Origin of the sequence: Lysinibacillus sp. KCTC 33748 (assembly GCF_002237755.1) — a bacterium.
Taxonomy (GTDB): Bacteria; Bacillota; Bacilli; order Bacillales_A; family Planococcaceae; genus Lysinibacillus.
This window is the reverse complement of sequence record NZ_MWSJ01000030.1, coordinates 25,335-45,105: the sequence shown is the minus strand read 5'-3', so window position 1 is coordinate 45,105 and position 19,771 is coordinate 25,335. Positions and strand designations below refer to the sequence as shown.

General features: G+C 38.7%; 15 protein-coding genes and 3 tRNA genes. 4 read left to right on the top strand and 14 right to left on the bottom strand.

All coding sequences use genetic code 11. The features are described 5' to 3' along the window. Positions 1-65 precede the first annotated feature (65 nt). The 4 genes from ftsH to B1B04_RS23110 all read right to left on the bottom strand — a co-directional run bounded on the left by ftsH (position 66) and on the right by B1B04_RS23110 (position 6,960). Entirely contained in the window at positions 66-2,090 is a 2,025-nt protein-coding gene (ftsH, locus tag B1B04_RS23125) for an ATP-dependent zinc metalloprotease FtsH (protein ID WP_079563701.1), read from the bottom strand. A gap of 434 nt (positions 2,091-2,524) precedes the next feature. Next, the gene (gene hpt / locus B1B04_RS23120) at positions 2,525-3,067 is read right to left on the bottom strand and encodes a hypoxanthine phosphoribosyltransferase (RefSeq protein WP_079563700.1); all 543 of its coding nucleotides are present in this window, start codon (positions 3,065-3,067) and stop codon (positions 2,525-2,527) included. A 64-nt stretch (positions 3,068-3,131) separates the two neighbouring features. Next, positions 3,132-4,538, bottom strand: a complete 1,407-nt coding sequence (gene tilS, locus B1B04_RS23115; protein WP_079563699.1) for a tRNA lysidine(34) synthetase TilS — start codon at positions 4,536-4,538, stop codon at positions 3,132-3,134. Between the two features lie 31 nt (positions 4,539-4,569). After that, entirely contained in the window at positions 4,570-6,960 is a 2,391-nt protein-coding gene (locus B1B04_RS23110) for a SpoIIE family protein phosphatase (protein ID WP_079563698.1), read from the bottom strand. A 686-nt stretch (positions 6,961-7,646) separates the two neighbouring features. On the opposite strand from B1B04_RS23110, the gene B1B04_RS23105 reads away from it, so the two are divergent. The 4 genes from B1B04_RS23105 (at position 7,647) to B1B04_RS23090 (ending at position 8,539) form a co-directional block, all read left to right on the top strand. After that, positions 7,647-7,721, top strand: a tRNA-Gly gene (locus B1B04_RS23105). A 10-nt stretch (positions 7,722-7,731) separates the two neighbouring features. Next, positions 7,732-7,808, top strand: a tRNA-Met gene (locus B1B04_RS23100). A 5-nt stretch (positions 7,809-7,813) separates the two neighbouring features. Continuing rightward, positions 7,814-7,885, top strand: a tRNA-Glu gene (locus tag B1B04_RS23095). 402 nt (positions 7,886-8,287) lie between these two features. Beyond that, positions 8,288-8,539 (top strand): hypothetical protein, encoded by a 252-nt coding sequence (locus tag B1B04_RS23090; protein ID WP_079563697.1) that lies wholly within the window; start codon positions 8,288-8,290, stop codon positions 8,537-8,539. A 211-nt stretch (positions 8,540-8,750) separates the two neighbouring features. Here the strand turns inward: B1B04_RS23090 and B1B04_RS23085 are convergent, their stop codons facing one another. From B1B04_RS23085 to B1B04_RS23040, 10 genes are all read right to left on the bottom strand, one after another. Beyond that, positions 8,751-9,197 carry a S1 domain-containing RNA-binding protein gene (locus tag B1B04_RS23085; RefSeq protein WP_079563696.1) on the bottom strand — a complete coding sequence of 149 codons (447 nt, stop codon included), beginning with the start codon at positions 9,195-9,197 and terminating at the stop codon, positions 8,751-8,753. A gap of 133 nt (positions 9,198-9,330) precedes the next feature. Then, positions 9,331-9,795 (bottom strand): FtsB family cell division protein, encoded by a 465-nt coding sequence (locus B1B04_RS23080; RefSeq protein ID WP_079563695.1) that lies wholly within the window; start codon positions 9,793-9,795, stop codon positions 9,331-9,333. 17 nt (positions 9,796-9,812) lie between these two features. After that, a complete protein-coding gene (gene yabQ, locus B1B04_RS23075) occupies positions 9,813-10,304 on the bottom strand; it encodes a spore cortex biosynthesis protein YabQ (RefSeq protein WP_079563694.1) in 492 nt (163 codons plus the stop codon). Further along, on the bottom strand, positions 10,301-10,600 hold the full coding sequence (gene yabP / locus B1B04_RS23070) for a sporulation protein YabP (RefSeq protein ID WP_004229167.1): 300 nt from the start codon (positions 10,598-10,600) through the stop codon (positions 10,301-10,303). Before yabP ends, yabQ begins: the two co-directional genes overlap by 4 nt. 108 nt (positions 10,601-10,708) lie before the next feature. Next, the gene (locus tag B1B04_RS23065) at positions 10,709-10,999 is read right to left on the bottom strand and encodes an RNA-binding S4 domain-containing protein (RefSeq protein ID WP_079563693.1); all 291 of its coding nucleotides are present in this window, start codon (positions 10,997-10,999) and stop codon (positions 10,709-10,711) included. A gap of 4 nt (positions 11,000-11,003) precedes the next feature. Continuing rightward, positions 11,004-12,464, bottom strand: coding sequence for a bifunctional methyltransferase/pyrophosphohydrolase YabN (gene yabN, locus B1B04_RS23060; protein ID WP_079563692.1), 1,461 nt, complete (start codon positions 12,462-12,464; stop codon positions 11,004-11,006). 9 nt (positions 12,465-12,473) lie between these two features. After that, on the bottom strand, positions 12,474-14,096 hold the full coding sequence (locus tag B1B04_RS23055; protein ID WP_079563691.1) for a putative polysaccharide biosynthesis protein: 1,623 nt from the start codon (positions 14,094-14,096) through the stop codon (positions 12,474-12,476). 148 nt (positions 14,097-14,244) lie between these two features. After that, on the bottom strand, positions 14,245-14,781 hold the full coding sequence (gene spoVT / locus B1B04_RS23050) for a stage V sporulation protein T (RefSeq protein WP_079563690.1): 537 nt from the start codon (positions 14,779-14,781) through the stop codon (positions 14,245-14,247). 903 nt (positions 14,782-15,684) lie between these two features. Then, entirely contained in the window at positions 15,685-19,197 is a 3,513-nt protein-coding gene (mfd, locus tag B1B04_RS23045; protein WP_079563689.1) for a transcription-repair coupling factor, read from the bottom strand. A gap of 198 nt (positions 19,198-19,395) precedes the next feature. Beyond that, complete coding sequence (locus tag B1B04_RS23040) at positions 19,396-19,623, bottom strand: anti-sigma-F factor Fin (protein ID WP_079563688.1); 228 nt, start codon at positions 19,621-19,623, stop codon at positions 19,396-19,398. Positions 19,624-19,771 lie beyond the last annotated feature (148 nt).

Sequence of the window (19,771 nt, the reverse complement as noted above, 5' to 3'; positions counted from 1 at the left end):
ACCTAATACAGAAAAAAGGCAAAGAAAAAGACTGCTTACTAAAATCGTAAACAGTCTTTCCCATATTAATCACGCTTTTCATCGATACCTTTTGGTGTATCATTCGGCCCTACGTCCTCTTTAGGTAAATCAGCTGTTGTTGGATTTGGTTCATTGTTAAGCAATTCTTTCTTAACAACTGGTTCACCAACTACATCTAATACTGGTTGAGCTTCAGCTTTAGGAGCTTTTTCTACAACCGGTTCTACCTCTGGTTCCGGTAAGACACCGTGATCACGTAAATGCTCGATTTCTTGCGCGTTCAATGTTTCTTTTTCCATCAACGTGTTAGCAATTAAATCAAGTAATCCACGTTTTTCAGTTAAGATTCGTTTAGTACGCTCATATTGCGAATCGATAATTTTTTGCATTTCCTTATCAATTTCATAAGCGATTGAATCAGAATAGTTTTGATCTGAATTAAAGTCACGACCAAGGAATACATTCCCACCCTGACTTGAACCAAACTGCATTGCACCAAGATTTTCACTCATACCATATTCAGTGACCATGGCACGTGCAATACTTGTTACCTTTTGGAAGTCATTGTGTGCCCCAGTAGATACTTCGCCAAGGACGATTTCCTCTGCTACACGACCACCAAGAAGTCCAGCAATACGGTCTAATAGTTCTTGTTTTGTTGTGAAGAAACGTTCTTCCTTCGGTAACATAATCGCGTAACCTCCAGCTTGGCCACGAGGGACGATCGTTACTTTGTGTACTGTATCTGCTTCATCTAGCTCTAAACCAACAACTACGTGGCCGGCTTCATGGAACGCTACAAGTTTCTTCTCTTTCGCTGAGTAAACGCGGCTAGCTTTTGCTGGACCTGCAATCACTCGGTCAGATGCCTCATCGATATCTGCCATATTAATTGTACGTTTGCTTTTACGAGCCGCTACAAGCGCAGCTTCATTTAACAAGTTCTCTAAGTCGGCACCCGAGAAACCTGGTGTACGTTGTGCAACAGCTGCTAAATCCACTGTATCTGATAAAGGTTTGTTGCGCGCATGTACTTTTAGAATTGCTTCACGACCTTTTACATCAGGGTGTCCTACTGTAATTTGACGGTCAAATCGACCAGGGCGTAATAAAGCTTTATCTAAAATATCTGGGCGGTTTGTTGCAGCGATAATAATAATACCTTCGTTTGCCCCGAAACCATCCATTTCAACTAACAATTGGTTCAGTGTTTGTTCACGCTCGTCATGGCCACCACCAAGACCTGCGCCACGTTGACGACCTACTGCATCAATCTCATCTATAAAGATGATACAAGGTGCATTTTTCTTTGCATTTTCAAATAAGTCACGAACACGTGATGCACCGACACCGACGAACATTTCTACGAAGTCAGAACCTGAAATCGAGAAGAATGGTACGCCTGCTTCCCCTGCTACTGCTCGTGCAAGTAATGTTTTACCTGTACCAGGAGGACCTACAAGTAAGATACCCTTTGGAATACGAGCACCAATTTCAGTGAATTTACGGTGATCTTTTAAGAAATCAACAACTTCAACAAGCTCTGCTTTCTCTTCATCAGCACCCGCTACATCTGTAAAGCGAACTTTTTTCTTCTGATCGTCATAAAGTTTAGCTTTACTTTTACCAAAGCTCATCACTTTATTACCGCCACCTTGAGATTGACTCATTAGGAAGAAGAATAAGAAAATGATAATGATGAAAGGAATAATCCCTGTAAAGAACTGAATCCATCCACTTGTTTCTGGCGCTGTTAAAAATGTAATATTACTATTCTTATCCTTAGCAGCCTCATCGATGCGGTCCATTAAAGATGGGTTATTGGTAGGGATGTTTGCAGTAAAGCTTTCTCCTTTTTCATACCCCTTCAATGTACCTTCAACGATGTATACTGATTTATCAGGTTGAATTGTAGCACTTGTTATTTCTTTCTTATCTAGAGCTTCTATAAACTCATGATAAGTTAACTCTTTCGTTGGTGAAGTTCCACCATTGAAAGTACCAAAAATACCGATAATCACTAAGAAAATCAGTAAATAGAATATGGTATATCGAAATATTCGATTCATCTCCAGCCTCCTCATTACAACAGAAAAATTATAAGTAAAATCTTAACATATCATGATTTCATCATACAACGAAAAGCCCTACATAAAAAAAGTTTCGTGCGATTTTTGTCGAAATCGAAACATATTTATGCATTTATTTACTATGTTCCAGCGTTTGTATCCGACACTTCATTCAGTACAATGTGCCTAGATTTTTAAATTTACGATCAATTACGCCTCGGCATAATTGCGTCCAAAATCAGCTTTAGGTCAACGTGGTGTTGGTTACTCAGTCGCGTGCTGTCTACTGTTGTCGCACAGATAAAACCTTGTAGCTGACGTTTCACTTTCGCTACGTAAACACTGCTGAAGGAAGTAAAAAAACTAAAAATCTATGTCCTTCGCTGGAGGCTCTTACTTTTCATAGCTGGTGTTCTTTCGTTAACTTCTTTCTTTTAGAAAGAATAAACTTCTGGCTTTAAAATGCCGATATACGGTAAATTACGGTATTTTTCTGCGTAGTCTAAACCATACCCTACAACAAAGCCGTCTGGCACTTCAAAACCAACATAATCAGCAGCTAAGTTTACTTTACGACCTGATGGTTTATCTAACAATGTAACGATTTTGATGGATTTTGCTTTGCGGTATTTAAATAAGTCGACTAAATAGCTCAACGTTAAGCCACTATCAATGATATCCTCGATAATTACTACGTCACGCCCCTCGACGCTTGTATTTAAATCCTTTAGAATTTTTACTTCCCCAGATGAAACTGTAGCATTACCATAGCTAGAAACATCCATAAAATCTAACTCGATGAAAGAATCGAAACGTTTCATTAAGTCTGTCATAAAAGGCATAGCCCCTTTTAAAACACCAACAGCTAACGGGAATGAATCTTTATATTCCTCTGTCAATTGTGCTCCTAATTCAGCGATTCTTTCTTGCAATTGTTCTTCTGTAATCATAACTTTTTCGATGTCATTTTGTAACATTTTGATTCCTCCTCGTGTGTATAAAAAAATGTTCAACCATGTGCGGTGAAATTTTACAAAGACCTTAGTCTACGATGAGCACTGTATCATCGTTTGGTTGCGGAGAGGTTGAAAACAACATTCCCATGCGCACACCAATTACCGCTACGACCTCTTCAGATTGAGAAATCAGTAACGGCCAGCTATTCCGCTCATTCAAAGGAATCTTTTCATCTATAAAAAGGCGAGATAAGCGTTTTGGCCGATCCATTCCTTTTAACAGCATTCTATCCCCTTCCTTACGCGCTCTAACATGGAGTGGAAGTTTGAGTTTGCTAGCGTTAAAATAAAAAAGTTGTGCAGTATCCGTCAGCATTTTAGACGATAAATCAGGCAACTCGACTACGCATAAACGTTCACCATTCGTCAGTGTTGTCCACCCATTAGCAGTCGAAATAATCTTTTTTTCAGGAGAAGCTTGACCTTCTAATGTATCTTTCTTCTGAATCGTAAATTTTCCATAACGGCGAACTGCTATAAAATTTTCTGGCAAGTGAACTTCAGCATACCCCGCTGTCGTATCAAAAAGCTTTGTAATAGAAGTCAATAAAGCATAACTTTGTATCGTATTTGAATCTTTGTAAAGATAGTTTAATAGTATTAAAATGATCCTCCTTTGTAAAGCAAGTGGTTCCAATTGAAGAGCCTTAATTTCCATGCTATATGTATTTTCGTCAATTCTTTTTACTATTCTAGAAAATACATCCTCCGCTAAATTCATTAAATAGGCATCGTCTTCTTGCAATTGCTTTGTAAAATGGGTTACCTGCTCTGTTACTCGCGGATTTTCTGCCTCCAACAATGGCACCACATGATGTCTAAATCGATTTCGTACATAGGTGTCCTTAGAATTGCTAGCGTCTTCACGATAATCTAACCCCTGCTTAAGTAAATATTCCCTTATTTCAGACTTTGTAACCGTTAAAAACGGACGAATTAATGTTTTTCCTTCAAAAGTACGTTGTGAACGTATACCTTGCATACCATTTATCGTTGCATTTTTCGTCAGGGCCATTAATACTGACTCCAGTTGGTCGTCCGCATGATGTGCAGTTACAAGCTTGCTAGCATTCGTTTTTTCCATGACCTCTTTAAAGTATTGATAACGTTCTCTACGGCAAATAAGCTGTGTATTGCCATTTTCTAAAGCCATAATCTCTGGTATTGGAATAGCCTTTGCATATAAGTATATACCATACTCATCACAATATTTTCGGACAAAAGCTCTGTCCTCAGCCGATGCTTCACCTCTTAGCATATGATCAACATGTACGGCTTCAACCGTAATTCCCCATTGATCTTTTGTTTTTACAAAATAATGGAGTAAAGCCATTGAATCCACTCCACCTGAAACGGCGATGAGAAGATGGTCGTCTTGCTGTAATAATTGCTCTTTTTCAATAATTTTTTTGACCTTTAATTCGAGTGACAAACGCTTCTCCTCCCCTTTTCGTTCTCTATTATCATGAATTGCTCATAGAGTGCTGAACTGGTCTAAACACGGCCCACGTTGGGACAACATGTGTAACCTCTAGCATCAATACAGTGCAATCGTCTTCAATGTCATAGTAAGACTGGAAAGATTGCATAATCGTCGTTAATTTTTCCTGTATAGTTTTAGTAGTGCTTGCTACCTGCTGAGCATACGCTAAAAATGTCTCTTCCTGCTCGTCCCAATCATCAACACTTGAAAACAATCCATCAGAGTGCATCAAAATTACATCGCCCGCCTTAAGCTTTCTTTTTTCTGCCTCTACTGCTGAAATGGATAAAAACCCTACAGGAGCTGCATTGCTTTCAACCTTCAGCACCTCTTTCCCACGTAAAATATACGTAGACATACCACCAGCCTTCCACGACCATAAATCACCGTGTTGTAAATCGACAAGTGCAAAATCAAGCGTTGCATACATATCACTTTGTTGCTTTAAGGACATGACATAATGCAACGTGTGCATCGCAGTCTCTGGGTTCATATTGTAATTTAAACATTCTCGCATTAAATGTATTAACTTTCTACTCTCATGCTGTGCTTCTTTACTCTGCCCCATACCATCTGACAATAAAATTGCAAATAGTCCTGGATGTAATTGAAATAATGCATGGGAATCACCGGAATATAACGTCGCATCTTTAGACATGCTATATATATCATACTCTACTTCAAAGCTAATAGCTGATCTAAAACTTACTTGAATATGACGAAATGGTATATCGCTTGCTACTACCTTTTCAATTTCAAATGGTTCTTCAAAAATATCATATAAAATCGGCAATATCATCCGTTCAGCTAATGTTGTGTCTTCCTCCCAATTGACGCGTGCTGGTGCTAAAGCGCAGACAATTTTTCGTGCTCCCGGCTTATTACTTAACACATCTAGTTGAAAACATTCAATATGTGCATCCTTTAACCGTTGAGTAATGTCCTTTTCCACACTAGCGAATGAAATAGTCTCTTCTTTCATCTCCGCTATTAATTGATTTAGATGATTGCTCATATCACGTAACTGAAGGGCAATCATTTTCTTACCATGAAAATACTGACCATTAATACGCTCTCTGTACAGCTCTGTTTCCAATTCTTCGAAAATTTTTGTTGATTTCACACATTTATAACGTATTTGTTCTTCGACACGATGCATACCAGAATCCTTTCCAACGCCTTTCATATGAAACCAGTCTGTCATTAGCTTGTCCATTCCGTTATTTTGCGCTCCCCAACAGTGATCATAGCGGAAACAGCTTAGGCATGTATTCATCGGCGAAACTTCCTTCGCCTCTTCTATCGGGGCCGTCATAAAGCGCTCAAACACAAGCTCCTTCATAAATTGTACAAAGTGCTGAAAATGCTCTAATTTAAACGTAACATGCTCCGTTAACCAACTTTGACGGGCGAGTAAGACCTCCTCACGCTGCGGAAACAGCTTGTCCCGCACCTTATCAGAATATTTTTTCGGAATGGATAGAAAAGCAATACTCCCAACTGCAATCGATGTAAAATAAACGCTATCTAACGGCAATGTTGCATCGTAAAATAAAAAAAACACACTCGGCAAAATACTGCCAATTGCTACACCAAATCTTCCTACGCGGGCCCCCATCCCTGCACACAATCCAGTTAACGTGGCCACAGAAAGCATACCCGTAAACGAAAGTTTTGCAATACCAATAAGCGTTCCGAGCACTGCTCCGATAACTGTCGCTAATGGTACACTTCCTACTAATGCACCAAAGCAAATTAATAGTTGTAATAAAAAAATGGGGAGTGAAAAATAGCTAATGACAACTGCTTGCATCCCTGTAAGCATAGCAGCAAATACAACTAATCCAGAACCCAACTTCTCATAAGTCCAATGGCTCGTAAACCATTCATAAGAATTGACAAACAACACTTGCATAAACAACGTCATAATAAGAGCTAAAGCCACTTCACAACCTACATAAAATTGCACAAGCACCGGCGGTAAACCTTGATGCATAACTCCCTGCCACATTATTTGCACAAGCAGTACCGCCAAAGAGACTGCTATACTTTGTGGCAACTGCCAATAACGGAAGCGCATGATACATTCATACATAACGATTTGTAATGCTAAAATAAAGACTTGTCCAAATCCAAGAAAAAAACATCCTATCAGACCACCAAACAAAACATACTTGGCGTATTCCTTATACTTCGTTCGAATAATTGCCCAAAAAGGAACCGAGAAAGGTACGGCCGCTTCGAATACAACGGACTGAGCTAAAAAGAAGGATGTTAAAAAAAATAAAGAGCCTATTAACAATTGCCTTTTTTTCACTCCTAATTTTTGTTCGTCTACATTTGCCGTGTTATACCATTCAATACTCGTCATTTCACTAACCCCTTTCTGCACTTTTGGAGCTATTATAAAAAATTATGTATGGAAAGATTGTCTGACGGTGGCAGAAAAAAATATAAACATTTCGACGAATACATATGCATAAATACGAGAAATGGCAACAATTTCTACACAAAATATAAGTTGTACAGATTAGAAACATCACTTTCTATGAGGTTGGTTTTTAAATAACAGAAAATTTAGGTAATTATTCCCCATTGTCGTTGTATACGATACTTTACAAAATCTATGCCATAAGCGGGCTAATGCCCTCTCACCCTTTCCTTTTCACCGATCGACGTTCCATTATTCGTCATAATTACTATAGTCAGCTGTGTCGATGATACTTTTCTACTTAAGAACAAAAAGTTTGATAAATTTCCCATAAAAAGGGTTCATAACCAAAAGTTGTGGATGGCATTCATTATAAAGTTGATCGAAGTGGGGACTAGGTAACTCCTTGGGGGCTAGCGTCACAGATGAGCCCTTGCAATGCATAGGGGAACGGAAATCGACCACACATCATGGTGATGAGCCATCATACTCCCCCTTTTTGTTAGCAAATCTTTAATTAATGAATAAAACCATATATTTTTATTAATTTTTTTCAAAAAACTACTTGACGTTAGTAACAAAGGCTTGTATTATATAACTTGTTGCTAAAACAAATTGTTTAAAATGCGGAAGTAGTTCAGTGGTAGAACACCACCTTGCCAAGGTGGGGGTCGCGAGTTCGAACCTCGTCTTCCGCTCCATAATCTTATTGGCGGCCTAGCTCAGCTGGCTAGAGCGTACGGTTCATACCCGTAAGGTCGGGGGTTCGATCCCCTCGGCCGCCACCATAGTAGGCCCCTTGGTCAAGTGGTTAAGACACCGCCCTTTCACGGCGGTAACACGGGTTCGAATCCCGTAGGGGTCATCTCAAACAGGCGTCTCAGAATTATTTCTGAGACGCCTGTTTTTTGTCGGTTAACAGTACAACAGCCTTTTAAACTATAAAGTAACCTATTAGCAATATCACATTACTTATTTTTCACTGTATGAGACGCAGGGGCAATAAATAGAGGAACAAAGGTTAAAAAACATCCTAGCCTATGATAACGGCTTCTTGAACAACTCTCCGTTGTTGCTGTCGCTTCGCTTTCGCACAGACAAAACCCTTGTTGTTACTGTCGCTTCGCTTTCGCACAGACAATTTGTTGCTGCCACCCATCGGAAAGCGCCCAGTAGGAATAGAATCAGCCACACGTTATGGTGATGCGCTTGAAAATATGGCATACTAATAATGAAAAGAGCGCGTTATCTAGGAGGTCTATTTCCTTTGAATTCATTAACGAAAGCTGCTTTAATTTGCGGAAGCGGCTCTATGATCATTCTCGTATCCATTCTTATTAATTTACCATTCGCTGTACAAATACTTTTACTTCTTACTGGACTAGCCGTTAGTGTATACGGAGTATTTTTACTTGTTAAAATGGTTGTTCATCCAACCGAAAAGTCTTCAGAGACACCTACCGAACAAACTCCCGTACCTACTCCTAAAAAGAAAAAGAGACCGACATCCACGTTGTAAGAATCGTTTATCTTTACATACGTCGGAGGCTTTAGCCAACAAATTTCTTTTCTTTCGCTACGAAAACACTTACTGAAAGATTTTAAAAAGTACTCATGACTTATGGATAGACGAAATGTATACAGAAATTATTAAAAAAAGGGATTAGCTTAATATAAGCTAATCCCAACTCTATTTACACACTTTTTCTACGATTAAAACAGTCAGCAAACTACCCTCTTCTAGCTCCGCGACCACCACGTTTTGACTCTGTAGCACGTTTTAGTGTTGCTAGACGTTCATCACTATCTTTTAAGAAACGGGCCATTTTTTGTTCAAAATTCTCTTTTGGTTGATGGCGCTCGTTACGATCATTAGAACGATTATCGCGACGTGGACGTGCTGGACGCTCTGGACGCTCCGGACGTTCTGGTCTCTCTGCTTGAGGCTTTGCTTTACGGATTGAAAGACCGATCTTTCCGTCCGCTTCAACATTCATCACTTTTACTTCAACTTCATCTCCAACTTTTAGATGCTCATTGATATCTTTTACATAATTGTCAGCAACTTCACTGATGTGTACTAAGCCTGTTTTGCCATCTGGCAGCTCAACGAATGCTCCAAAATTTGTGATTCCTGTTACTTTACCTTGTACCTTGCTGCCTACTTCAATTGACATAAAAAAAATGCTCCTCCTTAAAAATTAAGCGACTCTTTTGAGTCATGTAATCAATTTATCAAACTTTTTACTACAATAAGTTTCTCTCTTCATTATATATAACAAAAAAAGAGTGTCAACAATACATAGCTTTTCAGTCGTCTTTTTTACCTTTCTTTTCTGATACGGCGTCTTTTTTATCTGGTATATCGCCCTTTTTTTCTTTTTCACCTTTTTCATCCGGTAAAATAAAATTTATTTCACCTTCTTTAGATAGGAAATACTCTTTGCGTAGTAACTTTGCGATATACTCAGGATCCTCTAACTGTTTAATTCTAAGATTTAACGATTCTCGCTCTTCTTTCAAATCAGCAAGATGCTCCTTCGCTTCAACCTTTTCTTGCTCTTTTGCAGCTAGCGTTTCATTTTGATTCAAAAGTATATTTCCGAGAACGGCAATAATAACGACTGGTACAATCGCAAAAAAGGCAATGCGGCGCATTTTCCGTTTCCGCCCTTCAATTTTACGATTTATAGCTTTATCCGTGTTACGGACATAGTCATTATCAAGCTTAGTATAGTTTTGTTGGCGATCATTTGATGAACGACGCTTAGTCATGCCCGCACCTCCGAAAGTTATTGTTGTCTTTTATTATACTTGATAAATCGAAATTTTTTTAAAAAAGTGTTGGACAAATACGAATAAATTTTGACAAAAGGTCTTAAAACAAATGCTCCAATATTTATTAATAAATTAAAAATTTGTCGAATGGTAGCAAATATTAATCGTATGATGAACCACAAAGGTCTCCATGTTATATTCACCAAAACCCTTGCGATGAAACGTAAAAAAGTCTGAAAAAATGTTTGATACAAAAAAATTCCGGCTATTTGCGCTAGCGGGTCATAAGCCCGCCAAGCGCCATCTTTTAGCCAAAATAATAAATAGTATGTCATGCCCCCAAGCAGAATCCAGGTAAGTAGTTCAAATACCATCATCCATCTTCGAAGGCTTGACCTTTTTGGAGTTGAAAAAACAATAAGCCTTACACTATCAATAATGAATCCAACTGCTATACCGCTCAAAACCATGACTAATAGTTGAACAAATTGTTCACTAACAATCATCCAAATAACTTATGAAGGAAACCTTTCGAGAAGCCACTTTCCTCCTCGTCATACTGTAAGGTTTTTACAGTTCCTTCAAGTGTCAATAACCCTTTGTCAACATCTAAATGAACGATATGCAGTTCTTCTCCACGGATTAACAAATGCCCTTGGGACGTCTTAATGAAAAACTCTTCCTGATCAAAGCGTTCAATTGATTTTACAGAAGTCATGTCCATTCTTTTACGATTACGAATCGTTAAAATATGCTCTCCAGATGGAATTGTGTAACGGTTACTTTCTTGATGTAGCGTCATTTTCTTCCTCCTTTAGTCGTCCTAGCTTCTGTTCACTTTATGCGGACAACCTTAAAAGCATGACAACTTTATTAAAGTTGCTACACTTTTATCAGAGGGATAATTGATTTAATCTTCGTCATCAATAAATTCAGGCTCAATTTTTTCAAGACGCTCTTCCTTCAAAATCGTAAACATTTTTGCGGCATCTTCTTTTTTCACAGTATCACGTAATTCTTCTACACGCGCTGTCACAATCTTTTGTCCAAAACGAATGGCTAGCTCGTCTCCAGCTTTAACAGCACTACTAGCCTTCGCGATCTTATCATTGATCGTAATACGGCCTTGAACTGCTACTTCTTTTGCTAATGTACGACGTTTAATTAAACGTGATACTTTTAAAAATTTATCTAATCGCATACTTTTACTCCTTTTCCAGTTGCTTCGCTTCATTCCAAAAAGCATCTAATTGTTCTAATGTATAATCAGAAAATGACTTTCCACTTTCCTCTACCTTTGCCTCCACATAACCAAAGCGTCTCGCAAACTTCTCATTGGCATGTAACATAGCCTCTTCTGGATTTAACTTGTAGAAACGCGCTAAATTCACAAGCGTGAACAAGACATCTCCAAATTCATCTAGACGTGACGCACTTGTACCTTTCGTCACCTCATTACGAAATTCCTGCCATTCCTCCGCAAACTTGTCCCATGCTCCATCTACATCGGGCCAATCAAACCCAACCTGCGCAGCTCTTTTTTGATAATTATAGGCAGTTTGTAGAGCAGAGGACGCCCGGTATTCCTCTTCCAATAGCGGCTTATCACTTATACCCTTTTCTTCTGCTTTTATAACTTCCCAATTCGCTACAACACCCTCTGCATCTTCTACCGATACATCTCCAAATACGTGCGGGTGTCGACGAATCATTTTTTCACTTATTGAAGCTAATACATCTTCCAATGTAAAGTAACCTTGATCTTCTCCGATCTGTGCATGAAGGAATACTTGTAATAGTACATCTCCAAGCTCCTCGATCATCGCAAAGTCATCCTCTGCATCTACCGCCGCCAAATATTCGTGCGCTTCTTCTAGTAAATATTTTTTCAGTGATTCATGCGTTTGCTTTTGATCCCACGGACAGCCATTCGGACCTCGTAAAACAGCAATAATTTGACGGAAGGTTGCCCAATCTCGTAAAGCCTCCTCTTGCGATTTCACAGGTGGCACATATACCGTTGTTAAATTATTCACCTCAACACTTTGGTCAAGCTCATAAAGTGGTACCGTCACTAATTTTTCCTGTGTCGAGCCTGCTGCAGTAACTACTGTAACAGGGTATTCGTCATCGTATTTCTCCATTAACGTAAGCTTTACTTCTGACGCACTGAATGTATCATACACTTGAGCAATTAAAATATGCTGACGCATGTTAATGTCATGCATAGAAAAGCTAGTGCCATCCAGCAGCTGGAAACCCTCAATCGGGTCGATCTTTAACGCGCCGAATATTGGATCTAAGAAGCTTTGTCCACCTTCAATGACTAATTTTACTTTTCCCGCATCCGCAGCAGCAATCAACAATTGTACAGTCTGCTCCGCAACAAGTGGATGTCCTGGTACAGCGTACATTACATCTTTAATCGCCGCAGCAGCCACAAGCGTTTCTGCAATTTCTTCATACACAGGCTGGAACGAGCTATGTTTTTCATAGATCGTGTCAAAGCTTTCAAATTGTAAGCCCTCAGCTGATAATTCTTCTAATACCGGATGATCCACTGTACGAACATATAATTTTCTAGCCGCTTTTAATTTTTTATAGACACCCATTTGCAGCTGATTAAAATCACCCGCACCTAGACCAATAACTGTTAAAGTATTCAATAAATCCACCTACTTCTTCCGATTTAACCATAATTGATAAACTGCCATCTTGCGCCCAAACGGTAGTAAGTACCACTCTTTTTCGCCTAGCACACGTAGCTTAGCAATTATTGTGACCATTACAAATGCCCCTAGACTAACAGCTGTAAAACCTGCTACCACTGCAACAAATCGAGGTGTTAAAAATTGGCTTAATAACGATGGTATAAACTGTAGCCAAACTAGCACTACAACTGCCATGCTTAGTGATGCAATTCCAACTTTTTTATAAAAACTAGCTGGTGCTAATTGGATTGCAATTATTTTCTTTAAATAAAAGACAAGCATGAGGGCAGTAAACAGTAGACCCACATTATTAGCAATAGCAGCACCTAATACACCAAATAAACTAATTGTCAGCACATTCAATATTACTTTTAATATAAAACCTACAATTAAAAATAAGGCTGGCTTTTTTAATTTACCATAACCTTGCAGAATAGCTGTAAATGTCAAAATAATCGACAAAGGCACAATTTGTAACACATATACCATAAGTACTTCCGACAGCGCATCTGTTTTAAAGAGCATTACGTTAATATAAGGCATAACGAGTATTAAACCTAAAGATGCTGCCCACCCAAATAATACAGACGCTCTATACGTTAATTGTATAAACGGAATTGCACTACGGCCTTCTTGTCTTTTGGACATATGTGCGACAAGCGGTACAATAGCCAGTGAAAGAGAAGAAGCAATGACGACTCCGAGCTGCACTAACGGCTGCCCACGATCATAAACGCCTTTTGTTACCTTAGCGACCTTTTGATCCATTCCACCCTCTACTAATAGTGAATAAATTGTAAAGGAATCAACTAGCTGATAGCCAAGTAACAACAGACCACTCATGCTTACACTTAAACTTAGCAATGTGACCTCTTTAATAATGGGAAAACTTTCGATACGTCGCCGCTTTTTCTTATCGTTAAATAAACCGAAACGTTTTTTAAAGATAAACGCAAGTAATATAAAACCTACAATTTCACCAACAACTGTACCTATTATAGCCATTTGTCCAGCACTATATAGTGATTCTGTCGTCTTCATAATGATAAATGTGCCCGCTATAATGACGGATACTCTCACAGCTTGTTCAACGACTTGTGCATAAGCAACCGGCTCCATAATACCTCTTGATTGGAAGCCGCCCTTTAAAATAGCAAGAGCTGGCATGACAAGTGCAATAAATGAACCTGTCCGTATTAAAGGAGCAAGCTGCGTATCGCCCATAAGCCTTGCAATTATTTCAGCTCCACTAAATAAAACAACAAAAAACAACAACGATAGTACTGTTAAATAACGAAAAACAATACGCATAATACCGCTTCGTTTTTGATTTCGCTCTAGCGGGTCTAAAATACAATCATTATCTGCAAGCATCTTAGAAATAGCTACTGCAAATCCACTAGATGTCCATACGACAAAAATGGATATAATTGGATACACTTGCTGATAAATATAAAATCCTTCATCACCAACAAGGTTTTGAAAAGGCACACGATAAATTGCACTTAGAACCTTCACAACAAGGGCAGCAATTGTAAGTAATGCCGCGCCCTTCATGTAGCTTTTCATGCCAAAACGTTCCGACATAAATTGCCCTCTTTCCTTCTTTAACAATGCCAATAGTATAGCATATCTCAAAAGTTTAACGCGCGCTGGTAGGATTACCATAAAACTATGTACGAAAAAAAGTTATTGTTCAGCCTAAAAAGGTCAGCGCAATAACTTTCAATTCTTATCAACTATTCATTTGTTTAGCTAAGAAGTTAGCAGCTGTTTCTGCAACTTTCACTTCAACTTCACCAACAAAATGTACTTTAGATAAAACGATAATACAACCGATTGGATCACCATTCACCATAATAGGTGTTGCACAATAAGACTTCACTTGCTCATATTGTCCAGGAACAATCTCGATAGTTGTTTCCATTTTTTCTATTTTTGTTGAACGCTCTTCCATAAAAGTTTCCGCAAAAGATGTAATACGACGATTAATATACTCTTTCTTACCGATTCCTGCGACAGCAATTACTTCATCACGGTCGGTTACAAACGCTGGAGTACCTAATGTTTCATATAATGTTTCTACATATTCCCTTGCAAATTCCCCTAAATCGTTAATTGGAGAATATTTCTTTAAAATAACTTCGCCTTCACGGTCTGTATAAATTTCTAACGGGTCACCCTCGCGAATACGTAGCGTCCTACGAATTTCTTTTGGAATAACCACACGCCCTAAATCATCAATACGACGAACAATTCCTGTTGCCTTCATTCATAATCCTCGCTTTCGCTACAATAAAAATTTTTTTCAACTCTAGTATGGTTATTTATGAAGCAATCTATGCAAAAACTGAAGAAAAAGGATTTCACACCCAACAATATTTTTCAAAAAGGCCTTAAAACCTAAATTATTGTACTTCAAATACATTTAGCATATAGAATTTTTAACTTCAATCAACTTATCTTAGATTAACCACAAAAACTAATTTTTATAAATAATTTATAAAAAAATTTTAACAAGAAATAATAATAATCCAACCTACATTATTGCGTCAATGAGCCAAAAGGTTTTTTATTACAAAGGTATTTTCACGCAATTTAATCCTTTTCACCTCCTCGCTCCTATCAGCTAGATCCACAGTCTTATTTGTAAAAACGACACCTAAGAAGTCGCTCCATCTACAGTCCAATCAAAATTTCAATTCGTATGCACCTTTTGGCATATCATCCAAAGTTAATAATGGTAAAACGAAACTTCTGCAATGTACCTGCACGAAAGCAAGGGAGCAACATCAACTATTTTTTGTGCGTATGTGTAGTGCTAACGTTGCGTCTGCAACATATATTTTCTGTACAAAATTGTAGTGCTAACGTAGGTTTACAGAATTTTTTTATTGCGAGAAAGCGAAGCGACAGCATCGGATATTTTCAGTGCGTAAATGTAGCGTTAACATCGCAACTAATAAGGGTTTCCTGTGTATGAGTAAGCGCTAAGTTGCGCCTGCAATAAAGGTTTTCTGTGCGTAAGCGTAGTGCTAACGTTGCGTCTATAACAACAGTTTTCTATGCGTAAGCACAGCAACAGCGTCAACATTCATTAAGATCTCCTAGATCGTTTTGCTTTTCTATAATAAAAAGCTGACCATTATCCTAGTTAGATAAGGTCAGCTTTTTATTATTTTTGTTTTTTTGCGTTAGCAATAATATGCATCATATCTTCTAAAATTTCAAAGGGTTGATATTTCCCACATTTCCGTTCATCAATCGTTAATTTCAGTTGCATACCATCCATACCAAAACCGACAGCTCGCTCGAATTTCATGGATTCTTCAACAACTTTACTGCCATCAACTTGTACTGTTCCCTCTTCAGACAACAATATTGTGATAATTTTTTGCTTTTCCTTCACCGACAATACGCCTGCACCTAGGCCCCATACCTTCATACGTGCTATTCGCAGTAAGCGCTCAGTTTCAATCGGAAGATCTCCGAAGCGATCCTCTAATTCCTCCGTGATTTCGCCATACTCCTCCACTTGATCCATCGCTTTAATACGTTTATACATTTGAATTTTTTGATAGCCATCAGGAATGTATACATCTGGAATATACGCATCAATACTCAATAAAATTTCGATGTCAGGCTTTTCTTCTTTTTTCACACCTGTTTGGCGCTCAGCAATCGCCTCTTGTAGCATTTGTGAATACAAGTCAAAACCGACAGAATCAATAAAGCCATGTTGCTGCGCTCCTAGCAGATTCCCAGCACCGCGAATAGATAAGTCACGCATAGCAATCTTAAATCCTGAACCTAACTCTGTAAATTCTTTAATCGCCTGTAATCGTTGCTCAGCTACATCTGTAAGAACTTTATCACGCTGATACATAAAGTACGCATATGCTACCCTATTAGAACGCCCAACACGCCCACGCAATTGATAAAGCTGCGCTAAGCCCATTCGATCAGCATCGTGAACAATCAATGTATTAACGTTCGGTATATCTACTCCTGTCTCAATAATCGTTGTTGTTACAAGCACATCATAGGCACCTTCTAAAAAGGCTAATATGACAGATTCTAATTCTGACTCCGTCATTTTCCCATGTGCATGCCCGATACGCGCTTCGGGGACAAGCGTTTGAATTTCATCAACTTTACGAGCCATATCCTCTACACGATTATATAAGTAGAATACTTGCCCGCCACGTGCCATTTCTCTCTCAATAGCTTCCCGCACTAATGCACCGCTATGCTCCATTACATAGGTTTGTACAGGGAAACGGTTTGCTGGTGGCGTTTCAATTACCGATAAATCACGAACTCCTACCATCGACATATGAAGTGTTCTTGGAATCGGAGTTGCCGTTAGCGTTAATACATCAACATTCGTCTTAAGTTGTTTAATTTTTTCCTTATGCGTTACACCGAAACGTTGCTCCTCATCAACAATAAGCAATCCAAGGTCTTGGAATAACAAGTCTTTAGATAAAATTCGATGCGTTCCAATAACAATATCAACTTGCCCTTCTTTTAAGCCCTTTAACGTCGCTGTTTGCTCTTTTTTTGTGCGGAAACGAGACAGGAGACCTACATTAATAGCAAAGTCTTGGAATCTCTCACGAATCGTTTCGTAATGTTGTTGCGCTAAAATCGTAGTCGGCACAAGGAAAGCTACCTGCTTGCCATCCTGAATTGCTTTGAATGCAGCACGAATCGCTACCTCAGTTTTACCATATCCCACGTCTCCACATACGAGGCGATCCATAGGACGTTCACGTTCCATATCACGTTTCACTTCGATAATTGAACGTAACTGATCCTCTGTTTCTTCATAAGCGAATGAGGCCTCAAAATTGCGCTGATCGTCATTATCAATCGCAAATGCATGACCCTTCTCTGCTTCACGTTTCGCATACAGCTTGATTAAATCATCAGCAATATCTTGCACGGCAGAGGATACTTTAGCTTTAGCTTTTTTCCACTCTGCTCCACCTAATTTATGTAGCTTCGGTTCACGGTCTTCAGATGCTACATATTTTTGGATTAAATCTATTTGCTCTACTGGAACATACAACTTATCATCTGCGCGATATCGAATGTGTAGGTAATCTTTATGTGTACCATTTACCTCCAGTGTTTCTAAGCCAATATATTTCCCAATACCGTGATGTACATGTACAACATAGTCGCCAGGTTTAATTTCTGTATAGCTTTTAATACGTTCTGCGTTCGTCATTTTTTGAGGACGTGCTTTTTTCTTCGCCTGCTGTTTAAACAGCTCATCCTCTGTTACTACCACTAAGCGCTGTAACGGTAATTCAAAGCCACTAGATAGCGAGCCATCCACAATATAAATACCCGCTTCTGTCGGTTGACCAATTGTCGTATGAATATCATATTCCTCAAGCATTTGCTGTACACGTTTAACACGGTCTTTATCTCTCGCCACAATTAGTACAGTAAATTTACCGAGTAGCCAGCGTTCAACCTCGCTTTGTAACAATGACATTTGGCCATGAAATTGTTGCATTGGTTTGCAAGAAAAGTTCGTCGTCTTATTGAAGGATACACCTGCAAAAGTTCGCGAAAATAATGAGAAATATAGTTTTTGCTGAGATAACATTGCTAGAATCTCTTTTAAAGAGAATGCGGGCTTTACATCATGCACCATTTTCCCTTCTTCAATTAGAGATAAAAACCACTCATCTTCTTCACGCTCCCATGCATCCATAACCTCCTGAATGCGCCCGAGCTCATCAAATAGCACAATGCCGTCGTGTACAAAATAATCTCCTAAATAGGCTGTTTTCTCATACAATAACGAACCATATTTATTTACATAGTCCGGTAAATTCCCTTGCTGTAACAATTCAATATCATATTGAATATGTTGATACAGTAACTCCTTCGTCTCCTGCTTCTTGACTTTCTTTAAGCTTGTCGCTAATGCAGCTTCTAAACGACCTGCCAATGCCGTTCTTTCTTCCTTTGTCAAAATAACTTCTGAAGCAGGGAGGATACGAATCTTCTGTAATTTATCGATAGAACGTTGATCGTCCGCAGAAAATGTTCGAATCGAGTCCACTTCCGTATCAAATAATTCTATACGAATCGGTGACTCTAAATACGGAGGATAAATATCTAATATGCCACCACGTAACGCAAATTCTCCAGGTGTCGTCACCATCGAATTACGCACGTACCCCATCTCTACTAATGTTTGGAGCCATTCATCAACCTGAATATCCTCACCTACTGCTATTTGTAAAAAATACTGTAGCCAATGCTCTTTAGGCTGCATTATTTTACGTAAGCCCGCAACCGGTATTACATAAACAGCTTTTTCACCTCTAGCAAGACGATCAAGTGTTGCGATACGCTCAGCACGTAGCTCTGGGGAAGCAACAGATAAATCAGCAGCAATAAACTCATCGGCAGGATAATAATGAACATGCTCCTCACCTAAAAGTCCCGCCAGCTCGTCGGCCATTTTCTGAGCCTGCAATAGATTAGGAGATATAATATAAATTGGTTTTTTTACATATTCAAATAAAGCATCGACCATTACTGGGCGTGCGCTTCCAGTTAATCCTGTAATAAGCTGTGTTGCAGAATGACCGCTCTGAATCTCCTGTAAAAATGATGTGATATGTTTGTCCTGCATCACAAGCTGTTGTAAAACTTCCAATGTCAAAAGCTCCTTTCAACGCATAATTCTCGTCACCATTACTAGTAATCTAGTACTATATTACGTATTTTTATTGTTTATTTTATCCATTATACCTTGGCATAATTTCGTCTGGAATTGGCTTTAAACCTAAACCTGAGCGAAGTTAAACGGAAAAAGCTTTGGACGCACGTAATGTGCGCCAAAGCGTCCTTCCAATTATTGAATCCATTTATTGAGTGCGTGATAATCTGGATATTGTTTCAGCGAATCCTCACATTGCTCACAAATGCAGTGCACCGTCGTTTTTCCATGTTGATCTTTCTCAACATAATCATCCGCTTCACCCAATTCGAAAATATGTAGTTTTCGAATTGTATCATCTGCATCAAATGGTAGCGTCCCTATTTCTACTTCACAATGCCGACATCGATATCGAACTGACATCTCCAAATCATCCTCCTTTAAGCAACTTACTACTTAAAGTATAGACATTTCGAAAAAAGATTATGCACTTCCAATTTTGTCTTAGAGGTCATTTTAGAAATAGAGAATAGTTTTGCACTGTGGTTAATACTATATATTTAGTTAGCTG

What these genes read in the sequence shown, in the direction of transcription:
- ftsH (WP_079563701.1), bottom strand. Translation starts at nt 2,090, where the DNA reads ATGAATCGAATATTTCGATATACCATATTCTATTTACTGATTTTCTTA.
- hpt (WP_079563700.1), bottom strand. Translation starts at nt 3,067, where the DNA reads ATGTTACAAAATGACATCGAAAAAGTTATGATTACAGAAGAACAATTG.
- B1B04_RS23110 (WP_079563698.1), bottom strand. Translation starts at nt 6,960, where the DNA reads ATGACGAGTATTGAATGGTATAACACGGCAAATGTAGACGAACAAAAA.
- B1B04_RS23085 (WP_079563696.1), bottom strand. Translation starts at nt 9,197, where the DNA reads ATGTCAATTGAAGTAGGCAGCAAGGTACAAGGTAAAGTAACAGGAATC.
- B1B04_RS23080 (WP_079563695.1), bottom strand. Translation starts at nt 9,795, where the DNA reads ATGACTAAGCGTCGTTCATCAAATGATCGCCAACAAAACTATACTAAG.
- yabQ (WP_079563694.1), bottom strand. Translation starts at nt 10,304, where the DNA reads ATGATTGTTAGTGAACAATTTGTTCAACTATTAGTCATGGTTTTGAGC.
- yabP (WP_004229167.1), bottom strand. Translation starts at nt 10,600, where the DNA reads ATGACGCTACATCAAGAAAGTAACCGTTACACAATTCCATCTGGAGAG.
- B1B04_RS23065 (WP_079563693.1), bottom strand. Translation starts at nt 10,999, where the DNA reads ATGCGATTAGATAAATTTTTAAAAGTATCACGTTTAATTAAACGTCGT.
- B1B04_RS23055 (WP_079563691.1), bottom strand. Translation starts at nt 14,096, where the DNA reads ATGTCGGAACGTTTTGGCATGAAAAGCTACATGAAGGGCGCGGCATTA.
- spoVT (WP_079563690.1), bottom strand. Translation starts at nt 14,781, where the DNA reads ATGAAGGCAACAGGAATTGTTCGTCGTATTGATGATTTAGGGCGTGTG.
- B1B04_RS23040 (WP_079563688.1), bottom strand. Translation starts at nt 19,623, where the DNA reads ATGTCAGTTCGATATCGATGTCGGCATTGTGAAGTAGAAATAGGGACG.